A 21,039-nucleotide genomic window follows, 5' to 3' on the forward strand; every position below is an offset into this window, starting at 1 on the left:
CCCCCAAGTCTGCACTTGGAGGCTTTAGGTTTTAAGACCCGAGTTGAGTAACAAGTCCCCAAACTCTGGCAAGGCCGGCATTTCCACGTCCAGCGCCGGGGCAGAGGCCTCGGCGGCGAGCGTGGGCGCGGTTGTTTGGGGCGCATTTTGCAGGCGCCACATCAAGTTGGTGGGCGAGTCTGCATTGGCCAAGCCTTCATTACGGTCAATTGTGCCACTGGTGATCAGGCGCGCCAGGTCTTCTTCAAAGGTTTGCGAGCCTTCGGCCATGGACTTCTCCATGTTGTCGCGCACGCCAGAGAAGTCGCCCTTCTCAATCAGCTCGGACACCAGCTTGGTGTTGAGCAGTACTTCGACCGCCGGCACGCGGCTGCCCGAGGGGGTGCGCAGCAAACGCTGCGTGACCACCGCGCGCAGGGAGGATGAGAGATCGCCCAGCATGGTGGCGCGCACTTCCACGGGGTAGAAGCTCAGGATACGGTTGAGCGCGTGGTAGCTGTTGTTGCCGTGCAGCGTAGCCAGCACCAGGTGGCCGGACTGCGCGTAGGCAATGGCGGCAGACATGGTCTCGCGATCGCGGATTTCGCCAATCAAGATCACATCGGGGGCCTGGCGCAGCGCATTTTTCAGCGCCGTCTGCAGCGACTGGGTATCGGTGCCCACTTCGCGTTGGTTGACGATGGAGCGCTTGTTGCGGAACTGGAATTCAATGGGGTCTTCAATCGTCAGGATGTGGCCGGACTTTTGTTCGTTGCGCCCGTCAATCATAGCCGCGAGGGTGGTGCTTTTGCCAGAGCCGGTGGCGCCCACCACCAAAATCAGGCCACGCTTTTGCAAGATCAGCTCTTCAAGCACCGGGGGCAGGCACAACTCCTTCAGCTTGGGCACCTGCTGCGAGATAAAGCGCACGACCACGGCCACGGTGCCGCGCTGGCGCATCGCGCTGATACGAAAACGGCCCACGCCCTGCAGCGGCACAGCCATGTTCAGCTCGCCAGACTCCTGCAGCGTCTCCATGTCCTGGGGCTTGACGATTTCGGCCAGCAGAGCGCGCGGTGCATCTGGGGGCAGCAGCTGGTTGTTGATGGGTACGCAGACGCCGTCAATCTTGATCAGGGCCGGGGAGTTGGCGGACAGGTAAACGTCCGATGCTTTTTTCTCAGCCATCAAACGCAGAATGCGTTCCATCATGCTCATGCAATCAACCTTTGTGAGTAGCGACACGTCGCGTGCCTGTTCTGGGTGCACAGTCTGCCGGAAATCAGGCAAAAAAAAAGCCGAACCTCATGGTTCGGCTGCTGATGCGTATCAATCGCGCATCAATGCGGTCTGCGTGGCGCTTTAGTCGCGCAGCAGGTCGTTCAAGCTGGTAGTGGAGCGGGTCTTGGCATCCACGGTCTTGACGATGATGGCGGCGTACATGGAGTAGTCCTTGCCGTCCTTGGTCTTCTTGGGCAGGTTGCCCGAAACCACCACCGAGCCAGCAGGCACGCGGCCGTAGGAGATTTCACCGGTTTCGCGGTTGAAGATGGGGGTGGATTGGCCGATGTACACGCCCATGGAGATCACCGAGTTTTCTTCGACGATCACGCCTTCCACCACTTCGGAGCGCGCGCCGATGAAGCAGTTGTCTTCAATGATGGTGGGGTTGGCTTGCAGGGGTTCCAGCACGCCGCCCAGGCCCACGCCACCGGACAGGTGCACGTTCTTGCCCACTTGGGCGCAGGAGCCGACCGTAGCCCAAGTGTCCACCATGGTGCCGGAGTCCACATACGCGCCAATGTTCACGTAGGAAGGCATCAGAATGGCGCCCGAGGCGATGAAGGAGCCGCGACGGGCCACAGCTGGAGGCACCACGCGCACGCCGGTGGCGGCGATGTCGGCTTCCGACATGCCTTCGTACTTGGTGGGCACCTTGTCGAAGAAGTTCAGGTCGCCCGATTGCATCAGCTTGTTGTCGCTCAAGCGGAAGGACAGCAGCACTGCCTTCTTGAGCCACTGGTGCACGGTCCACTGGCCCACGCCTTCACGGGTCGCCACACGCAGCGTGCCGTTGTTCAGCTCGTTCAGAGCGTGCTGAACCGCTTCAGCCACTTCCTTGGGGGCCGTCTTGGCAGAGATCTCTGCACGGTTTTCCCAGGCTTGGTCGATGATTTGTTGCAGTTGTTGGGTCATGATTTACTTGACGTTTTTTTGGATGAAATCGGCGATGCGCTGAGCTGCCTCTACGCATTCTGCGGTCTCGGCCACCAGGGCCAGGCGGACACGTTGTGCACCGGGGTTACTGCCCCGGGCCTCACGTGCCAGATAGCTGCCAGGCAGCACGGTCACATGGCTTTGCGCAAAGAGTTCGCGCGCAAATTCGGTTTCGCTCATGCCCAGCGCATCCGGAATGCGTGGCCAGAGGTAAAAACCGGCATCGGGCAGGCGCACATCCATCACAGGCTCCAGGATGGGCATGACCGCGTCGAACTTGGCTTTGTACAGCGCACGGTTGTGCTGCACGTGGGCCTCGTCGGACCAGGCCGCGATGGAGGCATGCTGGATCGGCAGGCCCATGGCACCACCGTGGTAGGTGCGGTAGAGCAAGAACGATTTGAGCAAACGCGCATCACCGGCCACAAAGCCGCTGCGCAGTCCTGGCACATTGCTGCGCTTGGACAGGCTGGTGAAGGCTACCAGATTGTGGAAGTCATTACGGCCCAGCTTGACGGCGGCTTCCAGGCCACCCAGCGGTGCTTCGTCCTGGAAGTAGATCTCGCTGTAGCACTCGTCGGAGGCGATCACGAAACCATAGCGGTCCGACAGATCGAACAGCTTTTTCCACTCGTCCAGCGGCATCACTGCACCGGTGGGGTTGCCGGGCGAGCACACGTAGATCAGCTGGGTGGTAGCCCAGACATCGGCAGGCACGCTGTTCCAGTCCACGGCAAAGTTGCGCGCGGGGTCGCTGGGCACGAAGTACGGCTGGGCACCGGCCAGCAGGGCGGCGCCTTCGTAGATTTGGTAGAAGGGATTGGGACACAGCACGGTGGCACCGGCTTGTGTGGGGTCAATCACCGTCTGGGCGAAAGAGAACAGGGCCTCGCGCGAGCCGTTGACCGGCAACACCTGCGTGGCCGCGTCCACGGCAATGCCGTAGCGGCGCTGCAGCCAGTCGCTGCAGGTCTGGCGCAGTTGCACATCGCCTGCGGTGGCGGGGTAGTTGGCCAGGCCTGCGAGGTTGCCCGTCAGGCTGGTTTTGATGAACTCCGGCGTGGCGTGGCGCGGCTCGCCAATGCCCAGGCTGATGTGACGCAGCTGTGCAGGCGGTGTGACCCCCGCAAAGAGTTGACGCAGCCGCTCGAAGGGGTAGGGCTGAAGGTGTTGGAGCAGGGGATTCATGATCCAAATATTATGTGCTGAGTTCGGCAATCTACCTGCGCTTGATGCACGATGTTAGCTTTCTGGATGCAGAAATCGCATGAACTCAGTCCGAAGTGGCGTGTCTGGGCAGACACAGCCTAGGACAACCCCCGTAGCCGCCTGGTGAGTGTCCGCGTACAAACCTTTTGAAACATTTCAAGAAGGTAAGGGAGCGCGGCCATGACCAAACCCATGTTGTGGATTCTCAGGCGTTGCAAGGTCGGCGCCAAGCTGGCCTGTGTGGGGCTCAGCGGCTTGCTGGTGATGGCAGCGCTGTGGCTGGCGGCGCAGACTGGGCAAGAAAACAGCGTGCAACTGGCTGTGGCGATAGGCGGGGTGCTCTTTTTTCTGTATGTGCTCTACAGCGTCTACCGCAATATGGCCTATGAAATGGTGCGCCTGATTGCGGCCATGGACCAGGCCGCGCAAGGCAATCTGACGCACCGGCTGACGGCCAGCAGCCGCGATGAGCTGGGCGAAATGGCGCGCTTGCTCGATGGCATGGTGGTGGCGCTGTCGAGCATGGTGGCGGACATTCGCAGCAATGCGGCCCTGGTCACCCAGGCGGGGCACACATTGACGCAGGACAACCAGGCCCTGGCCGCGCGCACGGAGCTGCAGGCCACCAACGTGGCGCAAACCGTGGTCAGCGTGGAAGAGGTGACGGCGGTGGTGCACAACAATACCGAGGCCGCCGTGGCGGCCGACCGCTCGACCCACCAGCTGCGCGAGGTGGTGGCGCAGGGCAGTGGGGTGATGGAGCAGGCGGTGCGTTCCATCGAAGCGATCGAGCACAGCGCCGGGCGCATGTCCGAGATCATTGCCGTGATTGATGGCATTGCCTTTCAAACCAACATCCTGGCGCTCAATGCCGCGGTAGAGGCTGCACGTGCGGGTGAGCAAGGGCGCGGCTTTGCCGTGGTGGCCTCCGAGGTGCGCAGCCTGGCGCAGCGCTCGTCAGAGGCGGCCAAGGAAATCCGCGGGCTGATTGAAACCTCGGTGCAGCAAGTCTCCAGCAGCACACGCCTGATTCGCCAGGCCGGCGCCGGCATGCAGCGCATGGCGCAGGGGATTCACAGCGTGGCCGGGCATGTGGCGGCGATTTCCGACGCGGGGCACGCACAGGGCACGGGCTTGCAGCAGATCAACCAGGCGGTGCATGGCATTGACCAGGTCACGCAGGAGAACGCGCAGATGGTGCGCCACGTGGTGCACGAGGCCCAAACGCTGGAGCTGCGTGCGGCCACGCTGTCGCAGGCTGTCGAGCGCTTTCGGCTGCAGCAGGGCACGGCGGTGGAGGCGATGGCGCTGGTCGAGCGTGCCGTGGCGCTGCGCCGCATGGGCATGCCACTGGAGCAGTACTGGCTGGCGCTGACCGATCCGCGCCAGCCCTTTCATGACCGCGATATGTATGTGTTTGTGCTGGATGCCACGGGCCGCTACCTGGCGTTTGGCGGCAATCCGGCCAAGCGCGGCAGCCGGGTGCAAGAGGTCAAAGGGGTGGATGGTGATGCTTTGCTGCACGCCATCATGGCGCAGGCCCAGCAGGGCCCTGGCTGGGTGGAGTACGACTTCAGCAACCCGGTCACGGGCCAGGTGCAGACCAAGATGTCCTATGTCTGCCAGCAAGACGGGGTGTACCTGGGTTGCGGGGTGTACAAGGGGTTTGCGGGCTAGCTGGGTGACACGCCCTCAGCGCTGCCTCATACCGCGTATGCGGGACGTGGATTGGGCATAAAAAGAGCTTCCAGCCCTTATGCAGAAAGCGCTGGAAGCTCTTTTTTTTTGAAAGCTGGCTGCGTGAAGGCGTACGCCGGACGGCGCTGCTGACCGCTGCCAGCCGCGCTCAGTTGCCGCGCAAACCGCGTGCCTTAGCCAGGGCCGCAGCAATGGCCGACTTTTTATCGGGCACCACTTCCGGCACGGGTGCGGTGGCTTGGGCGTTGGCATTGATGCTGTCGGTCAGGCCGCTGGCCAGCAGGCGCTGCTGGCGGCTGTGGTAGCGCTGCTTGGCGTGGTGGGCCAGCTCGGGGGACCAGGCATCCCAGCCCGTGCGGCTGTCGCTGACCACTTCCAGCTCAATGCAGTCCACCGGGCACACGGGAATGCACAGCTCGCAGCCCGTGCAGTGCTGCGGCATCACGGTGTGCATGAGCTTGTTGGCGCCCAGGATGGCATCCGTGGGGCAGGCCTTGATGCACAGCGTGCAGCCAATGCACCAGTCTTCATCAATGCGCGCCAGGGTCAGCGGCCCTTCGATGCCAAATTGGGGGTTGAGCGGTGTGCCCGCGTGCCCGGTCAGGGCGGCCAGGCGTGCAATGCCTTCGGTGCCGCCCGGTGGGCATTGGTTGATGGGGGCGTTGTCGTGCGCAATGGCCTGCGCGTAGCTGGCGCAGTCCGGGTAGCCGCAGCGCTGGCATTGCGTTTGCGGCAGGGCGGCGTCAATGGAAAAAGCCAGTCCGGTCAGGACGGGCTTGGGGGTTAACTCAGGCATGCAGTCTAGCGAGCACTGCGCCGGCGCTTGCTGGATGCGGGCGCAGACGGGGCAGAGCGTGGGGTTCTGGGGGCAGAGTGTCGCGCAACTTGGGGGGCGCTGTCTTCGGCCATGACAAATTCCCCGTCTTGCACGGGCGCGGCCTGGGCGGCTGCGGCTGGGTGGTGGGCATCGATGAAGCCGCGGACCTTGGGGTAGACCATGTCGCGCCAGCGGCGGCCGCTGAAGATGCCGTAGTGCCCGGCGCCCAGCACGTCGTAGTGCAGGCGCTGGCTGTCCGGAATCTGACTGCACAGATCGTGGGCTGCGCGGGTCTGGCCCGAGCCGGAGATGTCGTCCAGCTCCCCTTCGATGGTGAACAGGGCGGTGGTGGTGATGTCGGCGGGCCTGACGCGCTCGAGCGTGCCGTCGGGCGCGCGCACGTCCCAGTTGCCGTTGACCAGCTTGAAGTCCTGGAACACGGCCTGGATGGTCTCCAGGTAGTAGTCGGCGTCCATGTCCAGCACGGCGTTGTATTCGTCGTAGAACTTGCGGTGCTGCTCGGCGCTGGCGTCGTCGCCTTTGACCAGATCTTTGAAGTAGTCGTAGTGGCTGTTGGCGTGGCGGTCCGGGTTCATGGCCACAAAGCCGGTGTACTGCAAAAAGCCGGGGTACACGCGGCGGCCTGCGCCGGGGTAGTTCTCGGGTACGCGGTGAATCACATTGTTTTCAAACCATTCCAGACTGCGCTGGGTGGCCAGGTTGTTGACGGCCGTGGGCGATTTGCGCGCATCGATGGGGCCGCCCATCATGGTCATGGTCAGCGGTGTGGTCTCGCCGCGGCTGGCCATCAGGGAAATGGCAGCCAGCACGGGCACGGTGGGCTGGCAGACGCTGATGACGTGGCAGTTGCCGTACTGCTGCTGCAGGTAGCGGATGAAGTCCTGCACGTAGTGGATGTAGTCGTCCAGGTGAAATTCACCGTCTGCCTGTGGCACCAGGCGGGCGTTCTTCCAGTCGGTGATGAAGACTTTGTGGTCGCTCAGCAGGCTTTTGACGGTGTCGCGCAGCAAGGTGGCGTAGTGGCCCGACAGCGGGGCCACCACCAGCACGGGCGGCTGCGTGAGTAGGGTGTCCAGCGTCTTGGGATCGTCCGAGAAGCGCTTGAAGCGGCGCAGCTCACAAAACGGCTTGTCCAGCTCTACGCGCTCCAAAATGGTGACGTTCACGCCTTGGACCGGCACGGACTCGATACCGAAGACAGGTTTTTCGTAGCCCTTGCCCAGGCGGTAAAACAGATCAAAGCCGGCCGAGATGCGTTGCGAGAATGGCCCCTGCGACAGCGGCAGCAAGGGGTTGGTGTAGAGCTTGGCCGTGGCTTGGGCGAAGTCCGCAAAGGGCTCCAGCAAAGCACGCTGGGTTTCGTAGAGCTGGTAGAGCATGGGCGGCTGATCTCGTTATGTTGCAGTGCAATATTAGCAGCATGCGCCGGATCAAAGAAACCACGTTTTGCTGGAGATACAGTCGCGCGGGCGACAAGTGCAGACCAGGGTGCGCGCGACAGGCGGTGTGCATGCAGGGTGCTGGAGTGCATGTGTCGCTCCGTGCAATCACAAAAAATGAGCAGCCAGCGGTGGTAGATGCTAGGTATCAATGCTATATAAGCCTGAAACCAAGCAAACACAAGCGCTGGCTGCTATATGTTTGGAAAGATGAGCGGTACGAACGCGTGCGTGGATGTATACGAGCCGGGTGCACCAGGCGTGAAGCCTGGAAGAGGGCAGCGCTGAAAGCGCTGCCCGGTGCAGGCTGCAAGGCAATAGCCGCGCAAAACGGCTGCCTTTGCTTTGGCCCCTGGCTTGTGCGCGTGCAGTGCCACCGTTACGGACAGGGCCGTGGTTTTCGCTTATTCCGGTGCCGAGCCGTCCGGGCGCGTATTGGCAATGGCCGACACTTCGCGGGCCGAGAGGTGTTTGAGCTTGTGGTCGCTCCACACCTGGCGCCAGCGGCGTGCACCGGCCAGACCGTGGCGCAAGCCCAGCATGTGGCGCGCAATGCTGTACCAGTGCGTGCCGTGCTCGCGGGCCTCGCGCTCCATGTAGTCGACCATGGCCGCTTCCACGCTCTGGTGCGTCAGCTCTGAAGGGGCAGCGCCGTAGTACAACTCGTCCCAGCGGCTGAGCCACCAGGGGTTGTGGTAGGCCTCGCGGCCAATCATCACGCCGTCGACCCGTTGCAACTGCTCAGCCACCACCTCATCGGTCTTGATGCCGCCATTGATGGCAATGGTCAGCTGCGGGAAGTCCCGCTTGAGCTGGGCCACCACGTCGTAGCGCAGCGGAGGAATGTCGCGGTTTTCCTTGGGCGACAGGCCCTGTAGCCAGGCATTGCGCGCGTGCACGATAAAGACTTCGCAGCCCGCATCGGCCACGGTGCCCACAAAATCGCGCACAAAGTCGTAGCTTTCGATCTTGTCGATGCCAATGCGGTGCTTGACGGTCAAAGGAATCTGCACCGCATCGCGCATGGCCTTGACGCCGTCGGCCACCAGTGCGGCTTCATTCATCAGGCAGGCACCAAAAGCGCCGCGTTGCACGCGCTCGCTGGGGCAGCCGCAGTTGAGGTTGATCTCGTCGTAGCCCCAGTCCTGGCCAATCTTGGCAGCCTTGGCCAAGTCTGCAGGCTCGCTGCCGCCCAGCTGCAGTGCGACGGGGTGCTCTTCCACGTTAAAGCGCAGATGGCGCGCCTGATCGCCGTGAATCAGGGCACCCGTGGTAATCATCTCCGTGTACAGCAGCGTGTACTTGGACAGCAGGCGGTGCAGGTAGCGGCAGTGGCGGTCCGTCCAGTCGAGCATGGGCGCAACCGACATGCGCCAGGGGCTGAAAGCGGCGGGGTGTTGTTCTTGTGGGGAAGCAGTAGTCATTCCAAGGAGGGCGGCAGTGCGCCCTGTCGGCTGGCGAAGGGCGTTATTGTGCCCAGCCCTGCGCATTTTTTCAGCCGCAAGGCTTTGCGTGGGGGCTCAGGGGTTGACGTTCCACTTGTGCTTGAAGTCGGCTTCCAGCTGTTCGCACTGGTCGGCGCTGAACTGGGGCGGGGTGTTTTCCTTGGGGCCTTTTTCGCGCTCTTTCCAGCACAAGCGAATGGTCTCGCGCTCCACCCACTGTTCTTCTTTGCTGGGCGAGACATGAAAGAAGATCTGGCTGATCAGCATCAGCAGGGCAAACAGGGCCACCGGGATGCCAATGATCCAGCGTACCAGTCGAGGTTTGGGCGTAGCTTTTTCCGTCATACAGCTCATTTCAGCGTCAAGAAAAACAAAGGCCTGCATAAAGCAGGCCTTGCGGGTGCGGTGCCGGGCTCAGGGTGCGGTGATTTCGCTGCCCACCAGTGCATCGGCGGCGGAGGCGTCGGCCACATCTACGCGGCGTGCGCCGTTGAAGCGTTTAGCCCAATAGCTGGTGTTCATGTTCTCCACACGCACCGACTTACCACGGCTGGGGGAGTGGATGAACTGGCCATCACCCACGTAGATACCCACGTGGCTGAAGGCGCGGCGCATGGTGTTGAAAAACACCAGGTCACCAGGTTTGAGTTCTTTTTTGTCGATCTTTTGCGTGGCCTTGGCCTGCTCATCGGCGCGGCGTGGCAGCAAATGACCCACGGTATCTTGGTAGATGGCGCGCACGAAGCCGCTGCAGTCAAAGCCTGTTTCAGCGCTGGTGCCACCAAAGCGGTAACGGATACCAATCATGCCCATGGCCGTACTGATCAGGCTGGACGTGTTGGTTGCTACGGAGTGGCCAACCGTTTGCAGGTTGGCACCCAGACCGCGCTCCTTCAGGAGTTCGGCAATCCGATCCTGAGCGGGAGCCTCTGCGTCGGTGGGAGCTGCTTGCACGCTTCCACAAACCAAGGCGAGTACTAATAGCCATTTGCAAGTCATGGGTCGCAAGGGTATCACGTGTCCCCGACGCTGTGGCTAGAAATTGCCCTACAAAGCGCATCTAATTGTCGATTTCACCTGGTGGCGGGCGATATTTTGATCTGACGCAGTTTCTTGTGTCTTGCACGCAGGCCAAGACATGGCGTGTGTATCGCTGCGACAATGCAGCCTTTATGACAGAACACGCTAGGAAAATACATGTTGCTGGATGCCGATGATTCGCAGTTGGTGCTGATCGACTACCAAGAAAAGCTCATGCCTGCCATTTTTGAAGGTCCGCAAGTGCTGGCCAATGCCATCAAATTGGCCAAAATCGCCAACATGATGCAAGTGCCCGTCTGGGCCACCGAGCAAAACCCGGGCAGCCTGGGCCAGAACGCGCCTGCATTGCGCGCTCTGTGCGATGAGACATTCGCCAAGATGAGCTTCAGCGCAGCGGAAGAGGGCTTGATCGATATCTTGCGCCCGCCAGTGAAAAAGCAGCAGGGCGGCAATGCCCGCAGCCTGCCCAAGTACTTGCAAAAGCCGGCTGCACCGCAAGAGCCTGAGCGCCCCTCCATCATCATTGCTGGCTGTGAAGCCCATGTGTGCCTGATGCAGACCGCGCTGCAATTGCTGGAAGAGGAGATGGAAGTATGGGTGGTCACGGACGCCTGCAGCTCGCGCAGCGAGCGCAACCGTGATGCCGCGTTTGACCGCCTGGCAGGTGCTGGTGCCGAGCTGGTGACCACGGAAATGGTGGCATTTGAATGGCTGCGCAGCTGCGAACACCCCGCATTCAAGCAGATGCTGGAGCTGATCAAGTAATTGCTGCTTTCAGCGGGACTGCCAGCAAGCTCCGGGAGATCCGGAGCTTTTTTTTGTGCATCTGAATACAGCTTACATTATATTTGAAGCAGTGCTTTTCATAGGGAAAGCGCTTCCAATCCACCACATGCCTTTGCAACTTGCATTGACGCGTGCATCGATCAATAAGTGAGCTGCTTGCGCAGCAAGGACAAAGGGTTCAGAGCCAAAAGGGTCTCAATCCATTCCATAGACGGCGCTAGATGCTCACTTATTCTTTGTCTCAGGCACTGCCGAGGCAGCCGCCAGCTGCGCAGGGCTTAGCACTTCATTGAGCGTTTGCACATCCTGCATGCGCAAAATGCCTGCCGCCTGGCGCAGCTGCAGCTGGCCAACCAGCAGGTTGTAGCGGGCCTGGGCCAGGTCACGCTGGGATTGGTAGAGCTGGCTTTGGGCGTTCAGCACATCCATATTGATGCGCACGCCCACCTCGTAGCCCAGCAAATTGGCTTCGAGTGCACTTTGGCTGGAAGCCACCGCAGCTTCCAGCGCCTGCACCTGGCCGTAAGCTGACTGCACACCAAAGAAGGCCGCGCGCACGGCCTGGGCCACTTGGCGCGAGGTGTCTTCCAGATCGGCGCGGGCCTTTTCTTCCAGCGACAGCGTTTCTTTCACTCGGTTTTGCACGGCAAAACCTGCAAACAGGGGAATGTTCATCACCACGCCCACGGTGCCGACGGTGGAGTTGTTGCGCATGGGCAGGGTCAAGGAGCCATCCGGGTTGCGCTGCGTGCCGTAGCTGGCTTGCAGGTCTACCGTGGGTTTGTGCCCGGCGTAGGCCTTGTCGGTTTCCAATTTGGACATGTCCAGCGCAATCTGCGCCTGGCGGATTTGGGGGCTGCTGGTCTGGGCCATGTCCAGCCAGGCCTGCAAGTCATTGGGTGTGAGCGCGGGCAGCCGCACCGGCTGCGCCAGTGGCCAGGGTGCGGCGGAGGCCAGCCCCACCAGCTGCTGCAAGGCCGCTTGGGCGACGCGCAAATCGTTCTCCGTGGCAATTTCCTGGGCGCGGATCAGGTCAAAGCGGGCCTGCGCCTCGCGTGAGTCCGTGATCGTGGCCGTGCCAATTTCGAAATTGCGCTTGGCGTATTCGTACTGCTCCGATACGGCACGCTTTTGGGCCTGCACCAGGTGCAAGGTGTCCATGGCGGCCAAGACCTGGAAATAGGCCTTGGCGGTACGTACCAGCAAATCTTGGCTGGCGGCATCGACCTGTGCGTAGGCCAGGTCGATGTTGCGCTCGCCCTGGCGGTAGGTGGCCAGGTTCGCCGGGTTGTACAGCGGTTGCTTGGCTTGCAGACTGGCGGAATCTTGCCGGGCATCCAGCTGCTGAGTGGGCAGGGCGCTGCGCACCCGTGTGTCGCTGTATTGACTGCCGGCTTGAATGCCGATTTGGGGCAGCAGCCCCGCTTTGGCCTGGGCGCCTTTGCTGATGGTGGCATCGAGCTGGGCGCGGGCACTTTGCCAGGCGGCGTCATAGGCCTGGGCCTGCTCGGTCAGCTGCACCAGGCTTTGTGCCTGCACAGCAGGCATGGCGCTGACGGCGCACACGGCCATGACTGCCGCTGCAACACGGCGCATGGTGCTTGGAAACACTTCAGAAATGCACTGCCCGAATGAAAAAACCATGGAAAACGTCTCCAAGAATCTCAGATCTCAGCAGCAGTACCGCACTGCCTTATTTCTTATGTTGTTTGGCGGTGGTGTCACTCAATAGCGGGGCACGCCGGGGTCGCGCTCGTGCGACCAGGCGTCAATGCCGCCGGTGATGTTGGCCACCGTCTCAAAACCTTCACGGGCCAGGTAGGCCGCCACACTCATGCTGCGTGCACCGTGGTGGCACAGGCAGGCAATGGCGCGGTCAGGGTCCAGCTCGTTCAGGCGCGAGGTGATTTCACCCATGGGAATGCACTGCAGCTCAAAATTGTCGCTGGGCGCGACGCTGGCCACCTGGCATTCCCATTTCTCGCGCACGTCCAAGACGACGGGTTTGGCTGTATCACCGGCGAACTGGCCCAACCACTCATCCAGCAGGGAAGGGCGCACTTGATAAAACATAAATCTCTCCGGGGATACAGGAAACGGGCTTAGAACGAAAAGCGGTTGTGTGTGGCAAAGCCTTGCAGGCGGGGGGCCACGATGTCCCAAGGGGTCTTGGTAGTGGTTGTGCCGTCCTGCTTGGTTACCAGGGTGAAACGCATCATGGGCTTGTTGCCAACAATCGCGCACAGGCGGCCACCGTCCTTGAGGTGCGAGAGCAGCTCCACCGGCAGTGTTTCCACCGAGCCGCTGAGCAAGATGGTGTCAAAGGGGCCTTCGGGCAGGGTGTCCTTGGAACCATCGGCCACGCGCACGGTCACATTGCTGCAGCCTGCGTCGGCGAGGTTCTCGCGGGCCATGTCGGCCAGCTCGGGGTTGATTTCCAGTGTCAGCACTTCCTGGGCCAGCTTGGATAGCAGGGCCGCGCTGTAACCCGAGCCCGTACCAATTTCCAGCACGCGATCGGTGGGCTGAATGTCCAGATCGTTGACCATGCGCGCTTCCACGCGGGGCTGGAACATGCACAGGCCGTTGTCCACTGCATCTGCAGCGTCGGTCAGGGGGACCAGCACATCCATGAAGGCCAGGCTGTAGTGGGCAGGGGGGGTGAAATCTTCACGGCGCACGGTGTAGAGAGCGTGGAGCATGCTCTCTCCGTCCACATTCCAGGGGCGCACTTGTTGCTGCACCATGTTGTAGCGGGCGTTCTCGGTGGCGTCTTGGCGGTCTAACAGGCTGTTCAGGGGCAAATTCATTGTGGTCTCCTCCGCTGCGGGATGGCTTATCTGAAACAAACTCAGGATTCTACGAGTGTGGGGGCGGCTTTGTGGCGTTGTCGGGCTCACTGCGGTGCCAAAGCTGTTTAAACCACTGGGTCAGATCGTCCAAATAGCAGTACACCACGGGCACCACCACCAGCGTCAGCAGCGAAGAGGTGATCACCCCGCCGATGACGGCCTGGCCCATGGGGGCGCGCTGCTCGGAGCCTTCGGTGACGGCAAAGGCCAGTGGCACCATGCCAAACACCATGGCCAGGGTGGTCATCAAGATCGGGCGCAGCCGCACTTTGGCGGCCAGCAGCAGTGCCTGCTCACGCGGCAAGCCTTGTTGCAGCTCGCCGTGCTCATCCGTGTGTTCACCGCGGGCACGAATGGCAAAGTCCACCAGCAAGATGGCGTTCTTGGTGACCAGGCCCATCAGCATCACGATACCGATGATGGAGAACATGCTCATGGCGGAGTTGAACATCATCAGCGCCAGCACCACGCCAATCAGCGTCAGCGGCAGGGCGGTCATCAGTGCCAGCGGCTGGATAAAGCTTTTGAACTGGCTGGCCAAAATCATGTAGATGAAGATGATGGCCAGCGCCAGGGCCGAGAGCGCATAGGCAAACGACTCGTTCATGTTCTTGGTGGAGCCGCCAAACTCCCAGCGGTAGCCCGGAGGCATCTGCAGCTGGTTCAAGACCTGGGTGATGTCGCTGGAGACTTCTCCCACCGAGCGCAGCGCCACGTTGGCCGTAATTTGCACCTCGCGCGTCATGGCGCGTCGGTTGATCTGGCTGGGGCTGCTGGACTCCACCACATTGGCCACCTGATTGAGCTGCACCACGCGGGTGCTGCCGTCGCTGTTGGAGAGGGCGAAGGGCAGGTGGTACAGGTCTGCAGGTTCGGTACGTGCTTCGGGCGCCAGGCGCACATTCACGTCATACGTCTGGTCATCGCTGGCGCGCCAGTTGCCGATCGTGTCGCCAGCCACCAGGGTGCGCAAGCTGCTGGCAATGCTGGACACCGACAGGCCCAAGTCGGCGGCGGCATCGCGGCGCACCTGAATGTCGATGATCGGCTTGGGTTGCTGCAAGCTGGTGTCCACATCCACCAGGCCGGGAATGTGCTGCAGCTTTGCCAGCAGCTGCTGGTTCAGGCGGCCCAGCTCCCCGAGATCCGGCCCCATGATGGAAAACTCAATTTGCTTTTGCCCACCCACCGGCTCCAGCAGCCCCACGTGGGTGATGATGATGCCCGGCACGCTGCGCAGTGTTTCGCGCAGCTTCAGCGACATTTGGTCCAGCCCCCGGCTGCGCTTAGAGCGTTCCACCAGCCGGATATAGATGCTGGCAGAGTGTTTGCCCTCGGCATTGCTGGTGTTGATGCTCGTTAAGGTGTAGCGCACCTCGGGCATGGCGCGAATGATGGCCTCCACCTGCAGCGCCTTGGCTTCCGTGGCTTCGATGGCAGAGCCCTGCGGGGTTTCAAAGTTGACGCGGGTTTCGGAAAAGTCGGCCGCAGGCACAAACTCAGAGCCCAGCAGCGGCAGCATCAGCACACTGCCCACAAAAATACCCAGCGCTACCAGCACGGTCGCCAGCTTGTGACCCAACGACCAGCGCAGCAAACGCTGGTACAGCGCAGACAAATCTTCGCTGGCCTGGTCAAACCAGTGGGTGACACGGCCCAGTGTGCGGTCGTAGAAGGTGCGCCGGCCCTGTGGTTGAGCCTGGCCATGGGCATGGATGCTGGGGTCATGCCAGACGCTGGAGAGCATGGGGTCCAGCGTGAAGCTGACAAACATCGAAATCAGCACCGCTGCCACGATGGTGATGCCGAATTCGTGGAAAAACTTGCCAATGATGCCGCCCATGAAGCCAATGGGCAGAAACACCGCCACGATGGAGAGCGTGGTGGCCAGTACAGCCAGGCCGATCTCCTGCGTGCCATCCATGGCGGCGTTGTACGGGCTTTTGCCCATCTGTACATGGCGCACGATGTTCTCGCGCACCACGATGGCATCGTCAATCAGCAGGCCCACGCACAGGGACAGCGCCATCAACGTCACCATGTTGATGGAAAAGCCAAACATGTACATGAACCAGAAGGTGCCAATCAGGGCGATGGGCAGCGTCAGCCCCGTGATGATGGTCGAGCGCCAGGAGTTCAGGAACAGGAACACGATCACCACGGTGAGCACAGCCCCTTCAATCAGGGTCTGGCGCACGTTGTCTACGGCCACCTGAATCGGGCGGGCCGAGTCGGCGATGGGCTCCAGCTTGATGCCGACAGGCAGCTCCGCCCCCAGGGCATGGATGGCCTGGTCCAGCCCCTTGACCACCTCGATGGTGTTTTCGTCCTGGGCTTTTTGCACAGACAACAGCAGGGTGCGCTGGCCGTTGTAGAGCGCCAGACTTTCCACTTCCTGCGCGCCGTCCTTGATCTGCGCCAGCTGGCCCAGGCGTACTGGTGCGCCGCCACGTTGCGTCACCACAATGCTGGCAAATTGTGCAGGCCGCTCAATGCGGGCATTGATCTGCACCACCCGCTCTTGCTGCAGCGAGCGGATGCTGCCCACGGGCAGATCCTGGTTCTCGCTGCGTACTGCATTCACCACCTGGGCGGGCGTGATGCCGTAGGCCTCCAACGCGGCGGGGTCCAGGTAGATGTTGATCTCACGCGGGTTGTCGCCCACCAGGTTCACGGCACCCACGCCGCGCACGTTCTCCAGGCGTTTTTTCAGCACCTGATCAGCCCAGGTGGTCAGCTGAATGGGCGACAGCGGTTGCGACCCCGCCACCTGGGTGCTGGCATCGGGCAGCACGGCCACTGACCATACGGGCGCGCTGGCCGGGTCAAAGCGCAGAACCCAGGGCTCATCGACCTCATCGCGCAGCACGGGGCGCACGGTGGCCACTTTCTCGCGCACATCGTCTGCGGCCTTGCGCCCATCGATGTGCAGCTGGAACTCAATAATGATCAGTGACTTGCCCTCGTAGCTGCGCGAGGTGAGGGCGTTGATGCCGGCAATCGAGTTGATGGCCTCTTCCATGGGCTTGGTGACTTCGCTCTCCACCACCTCGGGCGAAGCGCCCGGGTAGCCGACCGAGACCACCACCACCGGGAAGTCCACGTTCGGGAACTGATCGATGGCCAGGCGCTGGTATGAAAACAGACCCAGCACCACAAAAGCCAGCATGACCATGGTGGCCATGACAGGGTTGCGCAGACTTACCTTGGTAAACCACATGGGGCAGGGCGCTTTCTGAAAGGGTTACGGTGCAGGCGCTGCTGGGGCGGCTTCGGGAGACTGCAGCACCACGCGGGTGCCAGCTGGTACGGCCCCCACGGCGCCAGACAGGGCAATCTGCCCGGCCTGCAGACCTTGTATGGCCACCCAGGTCTGGCTTTCTCCCACGCTTTGCACGCCCAGTTGCACAGGGCTGTGTTGCACCACCTGGTTGGTAACGGTCTGCACATAAGGCAGGGGCTGGTCGGTGCGTACCGCGGTCAGTGGCACCGCCAGTGCCTGTGTGTTGGCCGTCTGGATAAAGCCTTCCACATACATGCCAGGGCGCAGCGGCGTCTGGGCATTGGCCTGCAAACGCAGGTAGACCGGTACGGCACGGTTGCCGGCAGAGGCACTGGGGTTGATACGCACCACCTCGGCTTGCAGGCTTTGCGGCGCTTGCCCGTTGCTAGCGCGCAGCTGCAGCACGGCGGTCTGGCCGACCCGCACCTGGGCGGAGTCATTGGCGGGTAGCTGGGCCTCTAGCTCCAGCGCAGCAAGGTTTACCACTTCCACCACCGCCGCTTCCACGTTCACGCGCTCGCCGTTTTGCACCATGCGCCGTGCAATCTGGCCGGCAATCGGGCTGCGCAGCACCGTGTCATCCAGGTTTTTGCGGGCACCGTCCTGGGCGGCGCGTGCAGCGGCGTAATTGGCCTGCGCGGCTTGCAAGTTGGCGCTCGAGGTGGCCAGCGCGGTGTCGGAGATAAAGCCCTTCCCCACCAGTGCGCGGTTGTTCTCGTGCTGGCGCTGTTGAATGGCGACCTGGGCCTGGGCGGCGTCGGCCTGCAATTTGGCCTGGCGAAAGCGGGCTTCAGACTCGGTCGCATCCACGCGGGCAATGACTTGGCCCTGGGCCACGCTGTCGCCCTCGCGCAGTTGCAGATCACGCAGCTCGCCGGCCACGCGGGCTTTGACCGTGGCACTGTCTACCGCAGACAGGCTGCCCGTGATCGCCACGCCCAGCGGCATGGGCCGGGTGGCCACAGTCAGCCATTCTGAGGGAGGAATGCTTAAACTGGCTGCAGGCCGCTCTGTGCTTGCGCTAAGCGCTTCTTTTTTTGCGCTCCGCTGCTCCAGGGCTCGCCACATGCCAGCGGCAATGGCCAGGCTGCCCACCACGGCCAGTAACCACACCCATTTGGGGATGCGCTGCGAAGAGGGGCTCTGCGGGGTGTGCGTCATGAAGAGGGAGCGGCCAGGCCGCGCAGCAGGTTGTCGACGTGGATGTCAAAGTACGCTTGGGCAGAAATCCCCAGCGAATCCGGATAGCACATGCCCATGGAGTACCGCCACTGGATGTAGGTGAACATGGGGGTGAGCATTAGGTGCACACCGGCTTGCACATCCAACGCTCGAAACTCACCCCGGTCAATGCCGCGCTGCAAAATGCGGCGCACCAGGTCATTGCCCGGCTCAATCACTTCTTCCAAGTAAAACGTGGCCAAGTCGGGGAAATTACAGCACTCGCTGGCCATCAGCTTGTAGATGCCGCCAGCGGGCGTATGGGCAATGCGCTCCAGCCAGGCGTTGAAAGCGTGGCGCACCAGATCGGGGGTCGAGCCAGGGAAATCGCGCACCTCATTGCGCCAATCGGCAAAGTGCCCGGCAATGTTCTCGCGCACCACGGCCTTAAGCAAGGCGGCCTTGCTGGGGTAGTACAAAAACAGCGTGCCTTTGGAGACCTGGGCGCGCGCGGCCACTTCCTCGACCCGTGTGGCGGCATAGCCTTTTTCCACAAACAGGGCCGTGGCGGCCTGCAGCAGCTCTGCCGGGCGCGCTTGCTTGCGCCGGGTACGGCGTGGTGCGGGAGTTGAAGAGGGGGCGGTTGCAGGGATCACGGGCAGTGGTGAAAAGCAAATGACTAATTGGTCATTAGTTGGCAATGTAGAAAGCTTCACGCAGCGCGTCAAGCTTGGTCATTACCTACACCGTACGTATACCGCCGCCGCGTGCACCTGTGCGTCGGTGAACGGCGCCTTTGTGCTGCTGCGCGCGCGGTGACTGCCCAGCTGCGGCCGTGGTTCAGGCGGGGCTGTTCTTCAATTGCGCCAATACCGTGGCCCACTCCGCATCGTTGAGGGGCATCAATTGCATGGAGCGCATCATCATGGCGCCTTCCAGGGCGCACAAGCGCAGGATTTCGCGGCGCCCCTCGGCAGTCTCTGTGGACAGGGCGGGAAAGCTCTCGGTGTACCACTTGCTCAAAAAGGCACGGCTTTCAGGCTCTTGCGTCATGGCCACAGACAAGGAGGCAATGCGCTGTTTCACCGCATCATCGGCATTGAGCACCGCATCGACATAAGCATCGACCGCCGTAGCACCCGCGTTGCGCGCCTGCAGAAAGCGTGCGTCGTAGCCGCTATCCAGATAGTCGTAGAGTGCAACCAGCAAAGCCTCTTTGCTGCCAAAAGCGCCTTGCACCCCACCTTTGCTCACCCCCGCCGCCTTGGCGATCGCGTCAAAAGACAGCGCACCGGCACCGCGCGTGCGAATGATCTGCTCTGCAGCTTGCAGCAGGCTTGTCTTGTCAATGGATGGCTTTCTTCCCATGTGGATAAGTTTAGGCGATAAAAATACGAACGTATTAAAATACACTCGTATTTGAAATTGAATCTGGGTTTTACGATGACATCACATAGCCGCTGGCTGACGCTGGGCGTGGTCTCCACCGCCTTGTTCCTCATCGTCATTGACATGACGGTGCTGTACACCGCCTTGCCCAGTCTGGCCCAGGCACTGCACACCACGGCTTCCGAGAAGCTGTGGATTCTCAACGCCTATTCGCTGGTCATGGCGGGGCTGATGCCCGTGATGGGCGCCTTGGGCGACCGTCTGGGTCACCGGCGGGTGTTTATCGCCGGCATGGGCATTTTTGGCTTGGCTTCGGTGATTGCAGCCTTTGCACCCACGCCCGATGTACTGATTGCCGCGCGCGCACTGCTGGCCATTGGGGGGGCGACCATGATGCCGGCCACTATTGCAATTGTTCGCACCACCTTCCAAGACCCCAAGGAATTGGCGTTGGCCATTGGCATTTGGGCCTCTGTGGCTTCTGGCGGCGCCGCTGTCGGGCCTGTGCTGGGCGGGGCGTTGCTGGAGCATTTCTGGTGGGGCTCGGTCTTTTTGATCAACGTTCCCATCATTGGCGTTGCCTCGCTGCTTGCCTGGCACCTGGTGCCCCAAAAAGCCGGCAATCCCCTCATCACCATCGATCTGCACAGTTGCTGGCAAAGCATGCTGGGCATTGTTGCGCTGGCTTACGGCATCAAAGAGTTTGCCAAGCCAGACAGCCAGGCATGGCTGGCCTGGGGCATGCTGAGCGTGGGTGTCATCACGCTGTTTGTTTTTGTGCGCAGGCAGTTGCGCTTGCCCCGTCCCTTGATTGACTTCCGCTTGCTGTCCACCCCGCCACTGGCCACGGGCCTGCTGGTGGCACTGGTTGCATCCATGACGCTGATCGGCTTTGAGCTGGTGCTCAGCCAACGCCTTCAACTGGTGCTGAGCAAAAGCCCTCTGGAAGCGGGCGCTTTTGTGCTGCCCATCTCTTTGGGCTCTTTCATCGCCGGGCCGCTGGCTGGTGCTGTGATTGGCCGTATCGGCAGCCCGCGCGTCATCTCGGCGGGTCTGGCTATGTGCGCGCTAGGCATGTGGGGCTATCTGGCACTGGGCAACGCGGGTAGCCTGGTGCAAATCGCCGCCCTGGCGCTGTGCGGCGTGGGCATCGGCTCCAGCCTCACTGCATCCAGCACCATGGTGATGAGCAATGTCTCCGCAGAACGCGCGGGCATGGCAGGCTCGGTCGAAGGCGTGGCCTATGAATTTGGCGGTGGCTTTGGGGTCACCATTTTCGGGTCGCTCATGACCGCCATTTACGTGGCACAGGTGCGCAGCCAGGGCATCGAAGCGATGGCTGGCAGCAGCCTCGATGAAGCGCATACCTATGCCCAGCAGCACCAAGGCGCGCCAGCAGTGCTGCAAGAGGCCATGCAGGCCTTCGAGGGCGCGTTCAGCACCGTCAGCAGTGTGGTGATTGCGATGCTTTTTGTGCTTGCCGTGGTGGTTTTGCTGCTGCGTCGCAGACTGAGTTCAGTGTGAGTACCGAACCGAAGTTCAACGCATGCTTGCTGACGCAAAGTGAAGACAGCGTGGAATTGGTTGCTCACTCATTGGCGGCACCAATAAGAGGGTGTCAAGACCGTGCTTTCTTGGAACCAATTTGTATCTCAAGTCACATATGGTCGCATATTAACTTGTGAGGAGGCAAAGAAGTGTC

The 21,039-nt window shown here is 61.6% G+C and carries 18 protein-coding genes; 3 read left to right on the forward strand and 15 right to left on the reverse strand.

What is annotated here, in order from left to right:
* Nucleotides 1–24: 24 nt before the first annotated feature.
* The 3 genes from AC27VO_RS13270 to dapC form a co-directional block, all read right to left on the reverse strand.
* On the reverse strand, nt 25–1,197 hold the full coding sequence (locus AC27VO_RS13270) for a PilT/PilU family type 4a pilus ATPase (protein ID WP_488667188.1): 1,173 nt from the start codon (nt 1,195–1,197) through the stop codon (nt 25–27).
* Nucleotides 1,198–1,341: 144 nt separating this feature from the next.
* Nucleotides 1,342–2,175: a 2,3,4,5-tetrahydropyridine-2,6-dicarboxylate N-succinyltransferase gene (gene dapD / locus AC27VO_RS13275; RefSeq protein WP_488667189.1), complete on the reverse strand. Its 834-nt coding sequence runs from the start codon at nt 2,173–2,175 to the stop codon at nt 1,342–1,344.
* Nucleotides 2,176–2,178: 3 nt separating this feature from the next.
* Nucleotides 2,179–3,384 carry a succinyldiaminopimelate transaminase gene (gene dapC / locus AC27VO_RS13280; RefSeq protein WP_488667190.1) on the reverse strand — a complete coding sequence of 402 codons (1,206 nt, stop codon included), beginning with the start codon at nt 3,382–3,384 and terminating at the stop codon, nt 2,179–2,181.
* A 201-nt stretch (nt 3,385–3,585) separates the two neighbouring features.
* Between dapC and AC27VO_RS13285 the strand changes: the two genes are divergently transcribed.
* Nucleotides 3,586–5,082 (forward strand): methyl-accepting chemotaxis protein, encoded by a 1,497-nt coding sequence (locus AC27VO_RS13285; RefSeq protein ID WP_488667191.1) that lies wholly within the window; start codon nt 3,586–3,588, stop codon nt 5,080–5,082.
* A gap of 169 nt (nt 5,083–5,251) precedes the next feature.
* Here AC27VO_RS13285 and AC27VO_RS13290 read toward each other — a convergent pair whose 3' ends face one another.
* The 5 genes from AC27VO_RS13290 to AC27VO_RS13310 all read right to left on the reverse strand — a co-directional run bounded on the left by AC27VO_RS13290 (nt 5,252) and on the right by AC27VO_RS13310 (nt 9,824).
* Nucleotides 5,252–5,899, reverse strand: coding sequence for an RnfABCDGE type electron transport complex subunit B (locus tag AC27VO_RS13290; RefSeq protein WP_488667192.1), 648 nt, complete (start codon nt 5,897–5,899; stop codon nt 5,252–5,254).
* Between the two features lie 5 nt (nt 5,900–5,904).
* A complete protein-coding gene (locus AC27VO_RS13295) occupies nt 5,905–7,320 on the reverse strand; it encodes a polyhydroxyalkanoate depolymerase (protein WP_488667193.1) in 1,416 nt (471 codons plus the stop codon).
* A gap of 464 nt (nt 7,321–7,784) precedes the next feature.
* On the reverse strand, nt 7,785–8,804 hold the full coding sequence (gene dusA, locus AC27VO_RS13300; RefSeq protein WP_488667194.1) for a tRNA dihydrouridine(20/20a) synthase DusA: 1,020 nt from the start codon (nt 8,802–8,804) through the stop codon (nt 7,785–7,787).
* 96 nt (nt 8,805–8,900) lie between these two features.
* A complete protein-coding gene (locus tag AC27VO_RS13305) occupies nt 8,901–9,170 on the reverse strand; it encodes a hypothetical protein (protein ID WP_488667195.1) in 270 nt (89 codons plus the stop codon).
* A 69-nt stretch (nt 9,171–9,239) separates the two neighbouring features.
* Nucleotides 9,240–9,824: a C40 family peptidase gene (locus tag AC27VO_RS13310; RefSeq protein WP_488667196.1), complete on the reverse strand. Its 585-nt coding sequence runs from the start codon at nt 9,822–9,824 to the stop codon at nt 9,240–9,242.
* A 198-nt stretch (nt 9,825–10,022) separates the two neighbouring features.
* Here AC27VO_RS13310 and AC27VO_RS13315 point away from each other — a divergent pair, with 198 nt between their 5' ends.
* Nucleotides 10,023–10,631 (forward strand): isochorismatase family protein, encoded by a 609-nt coding sequence (locus AC27VO_RS13315; RefSeq protein ID WP_488667197.1) that lies wholly within the window; start codon nt 10,023–10,025, stop codon nt 10,629–10,631.
* A 246-nt stretch (nt 10,632–10,877) separates the two neighbouring features.
* On the opposite strand, the gene AC27VO_RS13320 is transcribed toward AC27VO_RS13315, so the two are convergent.
* The 7 genes from AC27VO_RS13320 to AC27VO_RS13350 form a co-directional block, all read right to left on the reverse strand.
* A complete protein-coding gene (locus tag AC27VO_RS13320) occupies nt 10,878–12,296 on the reverse strand; it encodes a TolC family outer membrane protein (RefSeq protein ID WP_488667198.1) in 1,419 nt (472 codons plus the stop codon).
* An 81-nt stretch (nt 12,297–12,377) separates the two neighbouring features.
* Nucleotides 12,378–12,725, reverse strand: coding sequence for a rhodanese-like domain-containing protein (locus AC27VO_RS13325; RefSeq protein WP_488667199.1), 348 nt, complete (start codon nt 12,723–12,725; stop codon nt 12,378–12,380).
* A gap of 29 nt (nt 12,726–12,754) precedes the next feature.
* Entirely contained in the window at nt 12,755–13,462 is a 708-nt protein-coding gene (locus AC27VO_RS13330; protein ID WP_488667200.1) for a protein-L-isoaspartate O-methyltransferase family protein, read from the reverse strand.
* A gap of 49 nt (nt 13,463–13,511) precedes the next feature.
* Nucleotides 13,512–16,724 carry an efflux RND transporter permease subunit gene (locus AC27VO_RS13335; protein WP_488667201.1) on the reverse strand — a complete coding sequence of 1,071 codons (3,213 nt, stop codon included), beginning with the start codon at nt 16,722–16,724 and terminating at the stop codon, nt 13,512–13,514.
* A gap of 24 nt (nt 16,725–16,748) precedes the next feature.
* Nucleotides 16,749–17,948: an efflux RND transporter periplasmic adaptor subunit gene (locus tag AC27VO_RS13340; protein WP_488667202.1), complete on the reverse strand. Its 1,200-nt coding sequence runs from the start codon at nt 17,946–17,948 to the stop codon at nt 16,749–16,751.
* On the reverse strand, nt 17,945–18,604 hold the full coding sequence (locus AC27VO_RS13345) for a TetR/AcrR family transcriptional regulator (protein ID WP_488667203.1): 660 nt from the start codon (nt 18,602–18,604) through the stop codon (nt 17,945–17,947). Before AC27VO_RS13345 ends, AC27VO_RS13340 begins: the two co-directional genes overlap by 4 nt.
* 184 nt (nt 18,605–18,788) lie before the next feature.
* The gene (locus AC27VO_RS13350; protein WP_488667204.1) at nt 18,789–19,316 is read right to left on the reverse strand and encodes a TetR/AcrR family transcriptional regulator; all 528 of its coding nucleotides are present in this window, start codon (nt 19,314–19,316) and stop codon (nt 18,789–18,791) included.
* Between the two features lie 75 nt (nt 19,317–19,391).
* Between AC27VO_RS13350 and AC27VO_RS13355 the strand changes: the two genes are divergently transcribed.
* A complete protein-coding gene (locus AC27VO_RS13355) occupies nt 19,392–20,861 on the forward strand; it encodes an MFS transporter (RefSeq protein ID WP_488667205.1) in 1,470 nt (489 codons plus the stop codon).
* Nucleotides 20,862–21,039: the final 178 nt, after the last annotated feature.

Source organism: Comamonas sp. 14P8.1.4 (assembly GCF_057799285.1).